General features: G+C 44.8%; 13 protein-coding genes and 1 pseudogene. All 14 read left to right on the top strand.

Annotated features, from left to right (window positions below; all coding sequences use genetic code 11):
* The first annotated feature begins 5 nt into the window (after positions 1 to 5).
* The 14 genes and pseudogenes from BLS49_RS22465 to BLS49_RS22405 all read left to right on the top strand — a co-directional run bounded on the left by BLS49_RS22465 (position 6) and on the right by BLS49_RS22405 (position 16,305).
* Positions 6 to 395 carry a Fur family transcriptional regulator gene (locus tag BLS49_RS22465; protein WP_091235973.1) on the top strand — a complete coding sequence of 130 codons (390 nt, stop codon included), beginning with the start codon at positions 6 to 8 and terminating at the stop codon, positions 393 to 395.
* Positions 377 to 1,195, top strand: coding sequence for a winged helix-turn-helix domain-containing protein (locus tag BLS49_RS22460; RefSeq protein WP_245742719.1), 819 nt, complete (start codon positions 377 to 379; stop codon positions 1,193 to 1,195). The genes BLS49_RS22465 and BLS49_RS22460 overlap by 19 nt, the downstream gene beginning before the upstream one ends.
* 605 nt (positions 1,196 to 1,800) lie before the next feature.
* The gene (locus tag BLS49_RS22455; RefSeq protein ID WP_091235971.1) at positions 1,801 to 2,637 is read left to right on the top strand and encodes a uroporphyrinogen-III synthase; all 837 of its coding nucleotides are present in this window, start codon (positions 1,801 to 1,803) and stop codon (positions 2,635 to 2,637) included.
* A gap of 61 nt (positions 2,638 to 2,698) precedes the next feature.
* Positions 2,699 to 3,337 carry a ThuA domain-containing protein gene (locus BLS49_RS22450; RefSeq protein WP_091236017.1) on the top strand — a complete coding sequence of 213 codons (639 nt, stop codon included), beginning with the start codon at positions 2,699 to 2,701 and terminating at the stop codon, positions 3,335 to 3,337.
* Between the two features lie 127 nt (positions 3,338 to 3,464).
* Entirely contained in the window at positions 3,465 to 4,919 is a 1,455-nt protein-coding gene (locus BLS49_RS22445; protein ID WP_175471514.1) for a DEAD/DEAH box helicase, read from the top strand.
* Positions 4,920 to 4,967: 48 nt separating this feature from the next.
* The gene (locus BLS49_RS22440; protein WP_245742717.1) at positions 4,968 to 5,858 is read left to right on the top strand and encodes a M15 family metallopeptidase; all 891 of its coding nucleotides are present in this window, start codon (positions 4,968 to 4,970) and stop codon (positions 5,856 to 5,858) included.
* Between the two features lie 239 nt (positions 5,859 to 6,097).
* Positions 6,098 to 6,970 (top strand): ABC transporter ATP-binding protein, encoded by an 873-nt coding sequence (locus BLS49_RS22435; protein ID WP_245742715.1) that lies wholly within the window; start codon positions 6,098 to 6,100, stop codon positions 6,968 to 6,970.
* 6 nt (positions 6,971 to 6,976) lie between these two features.
* Positions 6,977 to 7,105: pseudogene (locus tag BLS49_RS24635) on the top strand (iron chelate uptake ABC transporter family permease subunit); the annotation flags it as partial.
* A gap of 301 nt (positions 7,106 to 7,406) precedes the next feature.
* Positions 7,407 to 8,771, top strand: coding sequence for an FAD-dependent oxidoreductase (locus BLS49_RS22430; protein ID WP_091235969.1), 1,365 nt, complete (start codon positions 7,407 to 7,409; stop codon positions 8,769 to 8,771).
* A 208-nt stretch (positions 8,772 to 8,979) separates the two neighbouring features.
* Positions 8,980 to 9,813, top strand: coding sequence for a formate/nitrite transporter family protein (locus BLS49_RS22425; RefSeq protein WP_091235968.1), 834 nt, complete (start codon positions 8,980 to 8,982; stop codon positions 9,811 to 9,813).
* Between the two features lie 620 nt (positions 9,814 to 10,433).
* The gene (locus BLS49_RS22420; RefSeq protein ID WP_091236011.1) at positions 10,434 to 12,509 is read left to right on the top strand and encodes a molybdopterin-containing oxidoreductase family protein; all 2,076 of its coding nucleotides are present in this window, start codon (positions 10,434 to 10,436) and stop codon (positions 12,507 to 12,509) included.
* 175 nt (positions 12,510 to 12,684) lie between these two features.
* Complete coding sequence (locus tag BLS49_RS22415; protein ID WP_091235966.1) at positions 12,685 to 13,902, top strand: MFS transporter; 1,218 nt, start codon at positions 12,685 to 12,687, stop codon at positions 13,900 to 13,902.
* Positions 13,903 to 13,953: 51 nt separating this feature from the next.
* Positions 13,954 to 14,475: a GNAT family N-acetyltransferase gene (locus BLS49_RS22410; protein ID WP_091235964.1), complete on the top strand. Its 522-nt coding sequence runs from the start codon at positions 13,954 to 13,956 to the stop codon at positions 14,473 to 14,475.
* 144 nt (positions 14,476 to 14,619) lie between these two features.
* Entirely contained in the window at positions 14,620 to 16,305 is a 1,686-nt protein-coding gene (locus tag BLS49_RS22405; RefSeq protein ID WP_091235962.1) for a glutamine--tRNA ligase/YqeY domain fusion protein, read from the top strand.
* Positions 16,306 to 16,624 lie beyond the last annotated feature (319 nt).

Genomic DNA, 16,624 nt, shown 5'->3' with positions numbered 1-16,624 from the left:
ATATTATGAAATCATTAAATTTAACGACACAGCGTCAAGCGGTATATGACGTAGTCCGCAATGCCCACGATCATCCTACGGCTGCAGAAGTGATGAATCGGCTTGTGGAACAAGGGTATAATTTTGCATATGGGACCGTGTATAACTCACTTAGGTATTTGACTGATAAAGAAATGATCCGCGAGCTGAAATTAGGGGAGGCAGCAAGCAGATACGATGCCAAGCTGGACGACCATCAGCACATTCTGTGCGAAGTGTGCGGACGAGTTGACGAAGTGATGTCGAATGTTCCATCCGATTGGAGCAAAGCGGTTGCTAAGGAGACGGGTTATGATGTCCATCATGCTCATGTCGTATTTGGGGGGGTGTGTCCATCTTGTCAGCAGAAGAAGTGACAGCGAAGGGGATCAATCATTCGGGAACGGTAACACCGTTCAAAAGTCTGTCCGGTATGGAAATTACAGAACCTGATATGGAAATGGAGAACCCTCAGATGTGTCCAGTGACACAACGAGTGATCCTGGTTAGTCCTTATCCGAGCGGAATTCGTGAACTCGTTGGCGATCTGTCTGACGGATGCTTCGATGTGCTTGTCTTTCACCATTGGGAGCAAGGGATTCGTAATGCACAGGCAGCCGATTTGCTCATTTATGACCTTACTTCTTTTCGTAATCCGGATGAAGCCGCGCAAGTCAAATCATTGGTACAGGAGACGGGCGATACCCCATCCTTGTTATTGGTAAATGAACAAATGATCTCACGTATGAACCAGTCCTTTATGAACCAGGAGCTTCTGGTTTGGCCTGCTCGCCCAGGTGAAGTTATTTATCACGCTCAGCGTATTATTCGCAGCAGTGGTCCTCGAGCGTTGTCATCGCGTTTGTTAACAGGAACCTCACCAGCTATTTTTAAAGATTTGTGGATTGACCGCAAAAAAATGACCGTTTACCGTGACGGAGTGAAAATCGAGCTTACCAAAACCGAATACGAGCTTCTCGTGAAATTGCTTGAGCACGAAGGTACAGTACTTTCGCGTGAGGAACTGCTTACTGAAGTATGGGGCACTTCATTTCTTGGCGGCAGTAACGTAGTGGATGTCCATATTAAAAGTTTGCGCAAAAAATTAGGCGACCGTGCAGTTGATTCCAAGTATATCGCTACTGTCAGAGGAGTCGGGTATCGGCTGGCTGATTGATCTGTATAAATGGGGTGTCCCATAAGTGGATTTTTATCTGCGTGGTGACATCCCCCTCGTCTTTAGTACTCATTTTCTCAACAACAGTATTTACAAGGGCGCCTTGTTAATAGCTATTCTCCCGCATTTTAGTCCCCCCTTATATTGAACTCATTTCCTGAAATAAGGTAAGTTATTTCCGTTATTCAGGCTCTAACAGCTGCTTTTTCCCCTTAGGGACAGTCCTTTCTGAGTCCTTTTTGTTTACTGAAAACATTATATAGAATACATGTGAAAGTGCAATTTTTTTGATGAAAAGCAATCGATCTGACGCAAACGCCCACTAGCGTTGCATCAAACGGGAGGATGAGCATCAAAGGTGACGTAGAAGTGGCGAACAGAGCATCAAACTCCTTCTGGTAGGTCAACGATCACAAAGTTTGGGGAGGACAGCTAAGGTACTTTGGAATTATGTAATTGATACAATGGTGCTATTTTCTTTGAACATGTCATGAAATATGCCATCGAGGCGAGAATAGTTGCGATGAAATGATTTACTTCAATGCTCATGTCGTATAAGCTTGAACTAGTGTAAAGCTGTAATATGGTTGAATCGGAGGGAGAACATGGCGCGTAGACTGGAAGGAAAGAGAGTGGCGCTTACTGGACCAAGGCGATCTCAGGAACTTGGCAAGCTAGTCGAGAACATGGGAGGCGTGCCGCTATACAGACCAGCACAGGGAACTGTGATTTTGGATGATCTTGATTTGCGGAATGGGATTATTTCATGGGTAAACTCGCCGCCGGATTGGTCGATATTTACCACGGGAGTAGGATTAGAAGCGTTGTTTGATTTAGCTGAAGATATGGGGGTTGCCGGACAGCTTTGGGACATTCTCCGCGAGAATAACATAGCTGCCAGAGGATATAAAACGGCAAATGCTCTAAAAAAACGTCAGCTTACTATAAAGGTTCGCGATGATGATGGAAGTACCGAAGGATTAATACGGGAGCTTTCAGCATATGATTTGAATAATAAGACTGTAATGCTGCAGTTATATGGTGACCCAAATCCCCGATTGGTATCTTGGCTTGAAGAACAAGGTGCAACCTGTAAGCAAATACTCCCTTATCGGCATATCGCGCCTCCTGAGGAAGCATTGGAACAGCTGTTATGCGATATTACTGAGGGAAGAGTAGATGCGGTTACTTTTACGAGTGGTCCGCAAGTCAGGTTCCTGATGGAGCATGCCACAAAAAAGAGCAAGCTGGATGAGCTTATCCAAGCGCTCGAAGGGACAGTAATCGCGGTGGCAGTAGGTAAAGTTACGGCTCAAGGATTGTTTGAGGCTGGAGTTCCCCGGGTTGTTGCTCCTAAAGAAGAGCGAATGGGCAGCATGATGGTTGAGCTGGCCCGTTATTATGCCGGAGAGGCCAAGGCTATGGTGGCAGAAAATAAATAATTGAATAGTTTGGAATAGTATTAAAGCAAGGTTTAGCAATAGGAGGTTCAAAATGAACGCGATATATAAAAGAAAAGCACTGTTGATTGGAGACTATACTCATCCTAGATTTCATCCCCTACAAGGGGTGGATGAGGAGATAACTCGTATTTTGTATGAGCAATTTACAGTACAATGTACCGAGAATAAGCAAATGCTGGAGAAGGATAACCTAGAGGCATATGATCTATGTATTTCATACCATGATACATGGATGGAGAAATTATCCTCCAAGCAAACGGCAGGCCTTCTCTCGTATGTTAGTGGTGGAGGTGGACTTCTGGTACTTCATAACGGGATCGTGCTTAACAAGAAATATGAGCTGGCACAAATGATTGGCGCCAAGAATACGGCTCACCCATCCATTCGCAAGCTGAAGATGAGAATCACGACCCCGGATCATGACATTATGGAAAATATTGAGCCGTTTGAAATTGAGGATGAGCCTTATTGGTTTGAATTCGATCGTTTTATGGAAACGACAGTCTTGATGGAATATGGTTTGGAAGGAGAATGGCAGCCTGCTGCCTGGGCCCATAACTATGGTTTGGGTCGGGTTGTATACTTGATGCCTGGGCGGGATCAGTCCGCTTTTCAACATAGTGAATATCGGAAGCTAATATTGCAAGCAGCTAAATGGGCTGCTAGAGTTCCGGGTTAACCTGGAGCTCTTTTTAGTTTATTAAAAGGTATTTCAGAGCAATCTCTGGTACAATAAGAGGGCTGTGAGATACAGCGATGTCAGTAACAGAAATAATGATGCTGGCGTCTACTAAATAATGAGGTGAATGTATTTGACAACAACTTTTGAGAAAATGGGCCTCTCAACGGCTCTTCTTCATATACTGCAGGGACAAGGCATCGTGACTCCGACGCCTGTTCAGGAGAAGGCAATCCCGACTTTGTTAGCGGGCGAGGACGCTGTAGTTCAGGCGCAGACAGGTACGGGCAAGACGCTTGCTTTTTTACTGCCGATTATGGAGAAAATTCGTACAGATCGTCCGGATGCACAAGCATTAATCATTACCCCGACACGTGAGCTTGCTATTCAAATTACGGCAGAGGCTCGTAAGTTAGCGGCAGCTCGTGAAGGCATGTCTGTTCTAGCCGCTTATGGTGGGCAAGATGTGGAACGCCAGCTGCGTAAATTGCATAACGGAACACAGCTTGTCATCGGAACACCGGGACGGCTGCTTGATCATTTGCGTCGTGGCTCTCTTACTCTCGGCTCTGTGCGCACGCTCGTATTAGATGAAGCAGATCAAATGCTGCATATGGGTTTTCTTGCTGAAGTCGAGGATATTATTACACGTGTGCCAAGAAGCCGTCAGACGATGTTATTCTCAGCTACAATGCCGGATAATGTGAAAAGATTGGCAAAAACCTATATGAATCAGCCCCACGATATTCGTGTAGCTGACAATTCACGTGTAACGCTCGATAGCATTCGCCAAATTGTCGTAGAATGTACGGATCGCGCCAAACAGGCTACGTTAATTGATATGATTCGCAAGGAACGTCCATATTTGGCCGTTATTTTTTGCCGGACAAAACGTCGCGCAAGTACACTAAATAAAGCGCTTCAGGAGGCCGGCTTTAAATCGGATGAGCTTCATGGCGATTTGTCGCAATCCAAGCGTGAGCAGGTTATGCGTGCTTTTCGGGATGCGAAGCTGGAACTGCTTGTTGCAACAGATGTTGCGGCTCGTGGTATTGATGTTGAGGGAGTTACCCACGTATTCAATTATGACATCCCTCAAGAAGTGGATTACTACATTCACCGGATTGGTCGGACTGGCCGTGCTGGGGAAAAAGGAGTTGCGATTACTTTTGCAGCACCTAGGGATATAGATGCACTTCGAAATATTGAACGAGGTATTAACCGCAAATTGGAACGTCAGCGTAACGAAAAAAGTGGATTATCGGCTGGGCCAATGTCTAGTGAAGGTTCACGTCGTGGCGAGGATGGATTACGTCGTCAAGATTCGGACAGAGAAGGATCACGTCGAGGCTCACGCGGCCAAGGTACAGGTGGAAGAGGCTCTCGTGGTCAAGGCTCGCGCAATCAGGGCGGCCAAGGGCACGGTCAAGGCGGCCAACAAAGTAAAGGTAACAGGAGCCGCGTAAGCAGTACGGGCGGTTCAGGGCGCAATAACAATAGTGGGAATGGACGTCAACAAAGTCGTGAAGGACAAGGCGGTCGTCGTGGCGGCAGAGATCAGGGCGGACGAAGAGGTCGTTAAGTTATTTTTGTTGAATCGGTGAGAAGCAAAAAGCAAGGAGGAAGCACAATGAAAAATATCGTAAGAGAGTGGCTCTTCCATCGTAAGAGACTGGTTAAAGGATCGTTAATGACTGCACTGACCCTGGTGTTGGCGGCTGTTGTTTTTGCAGGATGCAGTGATAATGGATCAACCGAAACTAAAAACAGTGATCCAACATCCTCTCAATCTGAAGTAAATGGAACTGAAAATACAACCCCAAATAGCAATACTGACTCAGGGGACGGTAAAGTAGATGGAGAAGTAGAAGGAGAAGGAAACTCGGATTCGGCAGTTAACCAAAGTAACTCTCCGGACAAGTCGGCAGCGGCTGACGCAAATAGTGTGGCTGTGCTAGTTAACAAGGAATTTGCTCTTCCGGAGGATCATGTACCGACTGATCTAGTATATCCTGATGTACGCTTCACCTTTAAAGAGAAAATTGAAAAACGCATGATGCGTAGCGAAGCGGCAGCAGCGCTTGAGAAATTGTTTGCTGGGGCAGAAGAGGATGGAATTTATTTGGCAGGGGTATCGGCTTACCGTTCACACAGTACTCAGACCTCTCTGTTTAATCGCTATGTAGCTAAAGATGGTGAGGAAAAAGCAAAAACATACAGCGCAGTACCAGGCCATAGTGAGCATGAGACAGGACTTTCGATTGATGTGTCTGGCAGTGACGGAAAATGCGCGGCTGAAGATTGCTTCGGTGATACAAAGGAAGCTAAATGGCTGGCAGAGCATGTAGGAGAATACGGCTACATTATCCGCTATCCAGAAGGGAAAGAATCCATCACAGGCTATAAGTACGAGCCTTGGCATCTCCGCTATGTTGGTGTAGAAATTGCAACATACATTGTAGATAATAACATTACATTAGAGGAATACTACAATGCTGTTCCAGTAATGGCGAATCCCTGATATTGCGAAAACATGAATTGGACCGAGGGCCTTGAAAGCCTTCGGTCTTTTTGCTATATGGAACAGAATAGACAGATATTTAAATTTTAATATTGACAAATGATAATGATTATCAGTATCTTTAAGGAAGTGAGAATTGGTGGTTCAAATAAAAATAAAATCATAAATTTCCGTTTATGTAGTGAGTTATGCTCTGTACACCCGTGCAGCGAAATGACTCACGGAAAGGAAGAGTGGCCATGATATCGTTAAAGACTTCTCATCTGGATATTGCCTATGAGGATCGCTTAATCGTCGAGGATTTGAATATTTCCATTCCGGAAGGTAAGGTGACGGCTCTTGTAGGTGCTAACGGTTCTGGTAAATCGACGATTCTAAAGACGATGGCTCGGATATTAAATCCTAAAGCCGGCAGCGTGCTGCTGGATGGCAAGTCCATTCATAAGCAGTCGACGCGGGAAGTAGCGAAGCAGTTGGCTATTTTGCCACAAAATCCTACAGCTCCTGAAGGACTAACGGTTTATGAGCTGGTATCGTATGGTCGTTTTCCTCATCAAAAGGGCTTTGGCGGACTGAAGGCAGAAGATCGCAAAGTGGTAGAATGGGCGATCGAGGCTACCAAAATGATCGAATTCAGTGATCGTGCATTGGAACAGCTTTCTGGAGGTCAACGGCAGCGGGCCTGGATCGCTATGGCTCTGGCACAAGAAACGGATATTCTGTTCTTGGATGAGCCTACGACTTTCCTCGATATGGCGCATCAATTAGAAGTACTTCAGCTATTGGAGGAGCTTAATGTTGAGTCACAGCGTACCATTATTATGGTAGTTCATGACTTGAACCATGCTGCCAGATATGCGCATCATATGATTGCGATCAAGAAGGGGCAAGCCATTGCTTCAGGAACTCCGGAGGAGGTTGTCACTTCTGAGGTGCTTCGTGAAGTATTCGGAATTGAGGCTGATATCGTGACAGACCCTCGAAGTGGTGTGCCATTATGTCTTCCATATGAGCTTTATCGTGCTGCTTCAGAGGGCAAAGGGAATCGCAATAAGCTCGAAAAGAAAAATGATGAACGGGAGCTTGCAAATAAAGTTGCCTCTACCCTGTAGCAAACCATAGCTGGCCGTGTCGTATTGGCGCCGAAGGAAATTCCTTCAGGCCTTGTCGTTGCCTTGCTTGGAGCTCCTTATTTCTTGTGGCTCATGAAAAACACCGGGACAGGCGCTAAGTCCGGGTCTAAATAGTTAGAATCCTCTGAATTCAATGAGCAGGATGAATTCAGGGGATTTTTTTATAAATAGCTAAAAGAGATAATATTTAAAATTTAATAAATTACCTCTTGAAATGTGAAAAAAGTCACACTATAATATACTTAAAGGTGATTAATTTCACAACCAAATCGAGTTTTATTTTTTTATGTTTATGAGCAACGTAAGTAAGTGTTCTTGATGCAGGAAGGTAATTTGATCCATTCAATACGAAAGTATTCGGTCAAAAGTGAATAATTTCACATTATTAAAATAATTTATTCTGGAGGAATTGATGATGAAAGTAGCAGTTATCGGATGTACACATGCAGGGACAGCAGCGATTGTAAATACAGCCAAGCTTTATCCGGAGGCAGAAATTACGGTGTATGAACGTAATGATAATATATCCTTTTTATCGTGTGGCATAGCTTTGTATGTCGGAGGTATGGTGGAGGACCCGCAGGGACTGTTCTACTCCTCGCCTCAGCAGCTAGCTGAGCTTGGTGTAATTACAAAAATGCGGCATGAGGTCATTTCAGTCGATACGACTGGAAAAACACTGCGTGCACGCAACCTGGAAAACGGGGAGGAGCTCGAAGATACTTTTGACAAGTTGATTGTTACTACCGGCTCGTGGCCTGTTGTTCCTAAGTTCGAGGGAATTGGACTGGATAACATTTTGCTCTCGAAAAACTTCAACCATTCCAACACAATCATTGAAAAATCCAAACAGGCGAACCATATTGTCGTTGTCGGTGCAGGATATATCGGAGTGGAATTGGTAGAAGCCTTTCAACTGAACGGTAAGCAAGTTACGCTAATTGATGCTGAGGATCGAATTCTGAGCAAATATTTAGACGCAGAGTATACGGATAAAATTGAAAAGTCCTTACAGGATCACGGAATTGTTCTTGCTCTTGGAGAAAAGGTCGTCCGATTTGAAGGCGAAGGTACAGTCAACAAAGTGGTGACGGATCGGGGAGAATATGAAGCAGATCTCGTTATATTGTGCATCGGCTTCCGTCCGAATACGGTGCTGCTTCAGGGTCAGGTTGATATGCTGGATAACGGTGCGATTGTCGTTGATGAATATATGAGAACGAGCACAAGAGATGTATATGCGGCGGGAGATAGCTGCGCTATTTTCTATAACCCAACGGGAAAAGCGGCTTACATCCCATTAGCAACAAATGCGGTTCGTATGGGAACTCTCATAGCTCGCAATCTGGTTGCTCCTACCGTGAAATATATGGGGACACAAGGTACTTCGGGCATCAAAATCTATGAAGATAATATCGCGGGTACTGGCTTGACGGAGGTAGCTGCTAAAGAGGCAGGAATCGAGGCGGAAGCGGTTATGATCACTGATAACTATCGCCCTGAGTTTATGCCTACACATGAGGAAGTTATGCTGAAGGTTGTTTACGAAAAAGGAACGAGACGAATTCTCGGTGCACAAATCATGTCCAAAGTGGACCTGACACAATCGATCAATACCATCTCGGTCTGTATTCAGAACAGTATGAAAATGGAAGAGCTCGCCTTCGTCGATTTCTTCTTCCAGCCGCATTATAACAAGCCTTGGAATTTCTTGAATACAGCAGGTCTCGGAGCGTTGCCTGAAGTTCCGACTATTGCTAAAGAGGGCGTTCTGGCCTAATTAATAACCCCGAAGAATACTCCATAAAATCTTACGTTGGAGGTCTTCGGGGATATCTACATAATGGTGCGTTTTCTTGTGAGTTATTTCACTATGTAAGCGAAATCGTGACCTATGTTACTTATTTACGGAAAGAGCCACGGTACAATGTTAACGGAGTCCATATTATCTAGACGACAGAGACTGTATCGTCAGAAGGAGAAAAATCATGGCATATAACAAACCGGATCAAATTGCAAAAGTGACTGTAGAGACCGGTGTTAAAAAGGCCCACAACCCCCTATTAACTGTGCTCGTGCTCGGCTTTTTAGGCGGCGCTTTTATTGCACTTGGTTTCTTGCTCGATATTCGGGTCATCAGCAACTCTCCTAAGGAATGGGGAAGTATTGCTAATTTTATAGGAGCCGCGGTGTTTCCGGTAGGACTTATTTTGGTACTGCTTGGTGGGGGGGAACTGCTGACCGGTAATATGATGGCTGTTCCGCTCGCTCGTATGGCTAAGCGAATTTCGACGATTGATGTATGCAAGAACCTTGTACTTATTACGATAAGTAATTTTGTTGGAGCAATATTCGTAGCGTATTTCTTCGGACATGTCGTTGGCTTAACAGCAAGTGGTCCGTATCTCGACAAACTTGTGGATATGGCGGGGCATAAGCTGGATGACAGCTTTGTGCAGGCTTTTGTATCCGGGATCGGCTGTAACTGGCTCGTTGCACTTGCCGTGTGGCTATCTTATGGCGCGGACAATATGAGTGGCAAAATACTTGGAATTTGGTTTCCGACCATGGCGTTTGTAGCAATCGGTTTTCAGCACGTTGTCGCTAATATGTTTCTGATCCCTGCGGCGATTTTTGAAGGATACTACTCATGGGGAGAATACTTGGCTAACTTTGTTCCAGTCTGGCTGGGTAACTTGACAGGAGGAGCCATATTTGTGGCAGGAGCGTATTGGATGGCATACTTAAAGGGAGATACTGAGTCAGCTTCTGTTTCAGCATCAACCAATGCGAATAGTACCTCCGCAACTTCATTGAAATAAATAAGTTAAATCAACATGCGTAGAGACCACTCACTCCTATTATGATGATGATTAGGAAGTGGTCTTTTTTGCGTCTGCTCGTATGGGAACCTGCAAAAGTGCAGGAATTTTCATACGAAATAGCAGATACTTGAGAAAAGCCTGCAAAAGTGCAGCAATTTCAGCCCAAAAGGATCGAAACTTGAGGGTTTATCGCAAAAAGATGCACTTTTGCAGGGACTTTAATTTGTGCATTGGCTCATTGATAAAAAGATGCACTCTTGCAGCAATTTCGTCGTCCGAATTCACCCGAAAACAAAGCCCAAATGATATCTGCATCATCCGTTTAACTATAGCTATAGCTTATAGCTCCCATTAACTCCACATAGCACGCACTCCATAGGGCAATCCGCACGGCCTACACATTACACTCCGAATAGTACCCATACACCACACACCTAGTCATAGGCCCCCTCAACTCCCATCACCCTTTCCACTTTAACCTCACCGTACCTCCCGTTCCATTTCAATGCTGTAGACATAAACACTGCTTTTATCTACAATGACTAGAGAATTGATTGGCCTTCAACAGCAGTTTCTAACAGCGAGATAGGAGACAGGAGGGGACACATATGACAAGAATGATTCATCAAGATAATGGCGTATTTCCTGCAGTGTGCCCGCTTGATTGCCCGGATACATGCAGTCTGGTATTACATAAAAAAGACGGGGTAATCACGAAAGTAACTGGTAATCCTGAGCATCCCATTACCGGTGGGGCGATTTGTAATAAGGTCAGGAATATGACAGAGAGAGTGTACCATACTGAGCGAGTGCTTTATCCATTGCGCCGGGTTGGAGCCAAGGGTGAAGGGAAGTTCGAGAGGATTTCCTGGGATGAAGCTGTATCAGAAATCGCTAGTAAATATAAAAATCTAATAGCCGAGTATGGCTCGGAATCGATATTGCCCTACAGCTTTTATGGAAACATGGGAATTTTAAGTGTAGATGGTATGGATCGACGTTTCTTCCACCGGCTAGGCTCATCACAGCTGCAGCAAGGAATATGCAACTCGGCAGGATCGACGGGCTGGAAATATACGATGGGCTTTGGCGGTGGTGTCAGTCCAGAGGAGTTAGTTCATACTAAGCTATTTATCGTATGGGGAGGCAATATTGTCAGCACGAATATGCATCAGCTTGCTCTGATTGAGAAGGGGCGCAAGGAGGGAGCCAAGCTGGTTGTGATCGACGTTCATCGCAATCGTACGGGACAACGGGCAGACTGGTTTGTTCCTCTTTATCCCGGAACGGATAGTGCACTCGCTCTCGGTATGATGCATGTCCTGTTTGAACGTGGACTTGTTAATGAACAGTTCATGCAGGAATTTACGTTAGGTCATGAAGAGCTACGAGAGCATGTGAAGATGTATACTCCTGAACGTGTTGCAAGCATTACTGGCGTTCCTGCGGATGACATTGTTAAGCTGGCGTTGATGTACGGAGAAACTTCTCCCGCTTATATTCATATTGGCAATGGTCTTCAGCATCATGATAACGGTGGTATGGCGGTACGCACGATTTGTTGTTTGCCAGCGCTGACAGGGCAATGGCTCATTCCGGGTGGAGGAGCTTTCAAATCCAATGGGGCGTACGGATCGATGAACGGGGAGGCGTTGGAGCGTCCTGATCTTCGACCTAATCCAGATGCACGTACGATCAGTATGAATCAAATCGGAGAGGCGCTGCTCAGTCTTGATCCTCCGATCAGATCGCTGTTTGTCTATTGCGCCAATCCTGCTGTGGTTGCCCCTGATACAGGCAAGGTGGAGCAAGGACTGCTGCGGGAGGATCTGTTCACTGTAGTCCATGATTTATTTATCACTGACACGGCAAAATACGCGGATATTGTGTTACCTGCTACATCGTCCTTTGAAAATACAGACATTTACACTTCATATTGGCATCATTACGTTCAGCTTCAGGAGCCTGTTATTCCTGCAAGAGGTGAGAGCAAGAGCAATGTTGAGATGTTCAGATTACTAGCTACTGCTATAGGATTTGAAGAGAACGCGTTTCGTGACAGTGAGGAAGATTTGATTGCTCAGGCACTGGATTACGCTGATAATCCATATTTGCACGGTGTTACTTTAGACGCCCTGAAGGAACAGCGCTCAGTGAAGCTGAACATGACTCCTAAAGCTCACTTCCTGAAGTCTCTTTCAACTCCATCAGGTAAGATTGAATTGTTCTCAAGCAGGATGGCGGAAGCAGGACTGCCTGCGCTGCCAACTTATATTCCACTGATTGAAGGCTATGATGGTGAGCAACGTCCAGCTAAAGGGGCGGAGTATCCGCTGATGTTCATTTCACCTCCTAATCACAGCTTCTTGAATTCGACTTTTGGTAATGTAGAGAAGCTGCAAGCCTTGGAAAAGGAGCCTTTATTGCAAATTCATCCTGAAGATGCAAAGGTAAGGGGAATTGAGAATGGCGATAGGATCGTCGTTTGGAACGATAGAGGCCGATATTTGGTCAATGCTTCTGTTATGGATAAAATGCTGCCTGGTACCGTGATAAGTCAAGGGCTATGGTGGGGGCAGGGCGGCCGAAATACTCGTGCCAACATGCTAACTCCTGATCGACTAGCAGATATGGGTGGCGGAGCTGTATTTTTCTCTACCGTTGTGGAAGTAAAGCGTAGTGAGAACAAATAGATTGCTAGAAAAAACATTTTGAGAGATACTGTTAAGTACTCTGGAATTGGTTATATTTGATGATGATCGAGGGGCTCCTGAGTGAGCCTCTTTACTTCAATTGATAGGACAAGCATGGCTGGAGCCGGACTTTTAGGTTAAGCATGCATGGGGTAAGTGGGGGGAGAAAAGATATATGAAATGGTGGCAGTCATATCCAAAGGAGGTAAGAATACTCCTTATCGCCAGCCTGATCAATTCGGCCGGAAATGCTCTATTGTGGCCTTTGGTTACAATGTTTGTGTTCAAAATTCTAGGCAGAACCGTGACAGACGCAGGACTGGTTATATTAGTCATGTCGATTGGAGGCATCATAGGTCAAGTTCTTGGCGGGGCCTTGTATCATCGGGTTGGGGTAAAACGCTTGATTGTTGGCGGTCTTGGCTTGAACGCATTATTTTTGCTGAGTTTGCCCTTTGGAAGCGGTAATTGGAGCCTTTATATGTGTTTAATGGCGATGATAGGGTTTTTTAATGCGATTTCAATGCCGGCGATGCAGGCTTTTATTGGCTTTCGTTTTCCTGAACGCAGAGGAGAATTATTTAATGCTATTTATGTTGCAAACAACATTGGGGTGGCGTTAGGTACATCGCTCAGTGGATTTTTGGTACAAATTTCTTACAACATGACATTTATATTAAATGGATTAACTTCAGGGTGTTTTGCGGTCTTTTTCTGGTTTTATTTGAACAAAGTTCAAATAAAACCAGGTGAATTACATGTCGAAAAGAAGAAAAGTACACAGACTGAAAGCCCATGGACACTACTGACTAAATATCAGGTGTATTTATTTATGGGTATAGGTTCTTTGTTCTTATGGCTGGGAAATTGTGTATGGAACAACGGAGTTGCTCCCTATACCATCTCCAGAGGGATGCCGGAATGGTATTATAGTGTTCTGTGGACTTTAAACGGTGTACTGATCTTTGTAGGGCAGCCGTTCATTTCTTGGATCAGAAGGACATTTGCTGGCTCGGCACAATCACAAATGACAGCAAGTGCAATTTTTTATATGATGGGATATATTACAATATTGGTCTACCCTACTTACCCTAGCATGGTGCTGGCAATGGTGCTGGCAACCTTTGGGGAAATGCTCATATCACCTGCGATCCCTGAGTTTATATCAGAGCATACCGGTAAATCAGCCCCTTTCTATATCGGCGTAGTTGGCGGTATGGGAGCGGCGGGAAGAGTCGTTGGGCCTTACACGATGGGAATGTTATTTGATTGGAACGGACTTGTTCCGGTTGTATGGCTTTCCGTAATTATCGCAACATTTTCAATTATTTCGTTCAGTTTACATGCATACATGAACCGAGAACGAGAACAGAAGGCATACATCACTATGTAGCAAATAGGACGGGATGCTTTTTGTGGCAAATGGGAAAGGAAGAATGAGGTTATGACAGATATTGATAAGGCAAATTCCGTTTGGGTCAGACTTTCAGAGATACGTGATGCTGCATCTTTAATGGAGCTGGACTCGCTGGTATGGGATAAGCAATCTACTCCCAGTGGTGAAATCCAGTGGAGCTCCAAGGAGCATTACTTACAGAGATGCCCTCCAGGCAGCCAAATCGTAGCAGGCATTGGAGAGGATATCTGCGGGTATATGGGATTTAGCTCACCCACGCCTTTACAGAGCAACAATCATGTCTATGATATAAATATTGCGATTCATCCTGATTACCAGAGACGAGGCATTGGTCGTAAGCTGATGGATGAGATGAAAGTGATAGCTGAGAAATCAGGCGTTCGGAAGCTGTCTTTACGTGTGTTAGCTTCAAATCCAAACGCGATCTCCTTTTATAAGAGCTGTGGTTTTATTGAACAAGGGCGGCTCGTAGAGGAATTTTACTTAGATGGGCGTTTTATAGACGATATTTTGATGTGGTGCCCTGTGCCTGCTTTGGTAAGGAACTAACGGGAGCACTAACAGGAACAGCGAGTGGCAAATGTTCGGCTTCTATTTTTTATGGTAAGAAAATCCTGAGGCATTGAACTATTGTCCATATATCGGTATATTTAGAAGAAGAAAAATCGGAGAACATAAACAGATATTTAATGAATGGAAAGGTTGATACTCGTGGAGAACAACTGCACCCCTCCAAACTTTATAAAAAATATTATTTCAGAAGATCTTAAAAACGGCAAAGTAGACACTGTTGTCACACGTTTTCCGCCAGAGCCTAACGGATATTTGCATATCGGTCATGCCAAGGCGATTTGGATTAACTTCACGCTGGCTGATGAGTTCAATGGCCGTACACATTTGCGGTTTGATGATACTAATCCGGTAAAAGAAGATACAGAATACGTAAATTCCATTAAGGAAGACGTAAAGTGGCTTGGTTTTGATTGGGAAGGCTTGTTTTTTGCTTCCGATTATTTTGAAGAAATGTACAATCGTGCGGTTATTTTGATTAAAAAAGGTAAAGCTTATGTCGACGATCTCAGCGCGGATCAAATTCGTGAATATCGTGGTACGCTGACTGAGCCCGGACAAAATAGTCCATACCGCGATCGCTCGGTAGAAGAGAACCTTGATTTGTTCACTCGGATGCGTAACGGGGAATTCAAGGACGGAGAAAAAGTGCTGCGCGCAAAAATTGATATGGCATCTCCTAACATAAATCTTCGTGATCCGGTTATTTACCGTATCGTACATGCCTCCCATCATAATACGGGCGACAAATGGTGTATTTATCCGATGTATACGTTCGCTCATCCGCTGGAAGATGCGATTGAAGGTATCACGCATTCCTTATGCTCGACGGAGTTCGAGGATCAACGTCCGTTCTACGATTGGACAATTGCGGAGACTGAAATGCCAAACGTGCCTCATCAATATGAATTTGGCCGCTTGAATCTGGAGCAAACAGTAACGAGTAAGCGGAAGCTGAAAATGCTGGTCGACGAGGGTCATGTAGATGGATGGGACGATCCGCGTATGCCAACGATTTCGGGACTGCGTCGTCGCGGCTATACTCCTGAAGCGATTAAAGCATTTATTTTTGAGACCGGGATCTCCAAAGCTTTTGGTGCTGTCGATCTGAAAATGCTGGAGCATTTCATTCGTGAGGATTTGAAGCTGAAGGCTCCGCGTACGATGGCGGTTGTTGATCCTCTGAAGGTAGTAATTACTAACTATCCGGAAGGACAAACTGAGCTGCTTGAAGCTGAGAACAACAGTGAAAATCCGGAAATGGGCAATCGTCAAATTCCGTTCTCGCGTGAAATTTACATTGAACGCGAGGATTTCATGGAGAATCCACCGAGCAAATATTTCCGTTTGTTCCCTGGCAACGAGGTTCGTCTGAAGCATGCTTATTTCATTAAGTGCAACGATGTGATTAAGGATGCAGAGGGGAACGTTGTTGAAATCCATTGTACTTATGATCCTGAAACAAAAAGCGGCAGCGGATTTACAGGCCGTAAGGTAAAGGGTACTATTCACTGGGTAGATGCCGGTCAGGCTGTTCCCGCCGAATTCCGTCTTTATGAACCGCTTATTCTGGATGAAGAAGTGGAAGAAGGCCAAGAAGAGAAGCACTTCCTTGATAAGGTGAACCCGAACTCTCTGATCATCAAGCATGGCTTTGTAGAACCGGGAATGAAGGATGCGAAGCCACAGGATAAATTCCAATTTTTCCGTCATGGCTACTTCAATGTCGATTCTAAATATTCGACTCCAGGGCATCCTGTGTTTAACTTGGTTGTATCCTTGAAGAGCTCGTTCCAGTTACCTAAATAATACGTCGATTGCGTAAATGTAAAGGGCAAGGGGCTGTCCCAAAAGTAGGGTGCAAGGAAGATGATCCCTGCGCCGCTTGATCCTGCCACACATTCTATGACCGTATCTCATGTGTAATAGTGCATGATGCGGAATTCCTGAAATTCCTGCAATTGTGCAGGCTTTGATCATGTAAAGCCTCTAAATGCCCTAAATTACTGCAAATGTGCAGGCATTCTCTAAGGATTCTCTTCAAACTAGTCTATTCTGAACCATATTCCTGCATTTTTGCAGGCTTTTGTTCATCCTTTCATGGCTACTTTAAAAAAACTGTATTTTT

Source organism: Fontibacillus panacisegetis (genome assembly GCF_900102215.1).
GTDB lineage: Bacteria > Bacillota > Bacilli > Paenibacillales > Paenibacillaceae > Fontibacillus > Fontibacillus panacisegetis.
The sequence above is the reverse complement of the archived record's forward strand: the minus strand, read 5'-3'. Positions and strand labels throughout refer to the sequence as shown.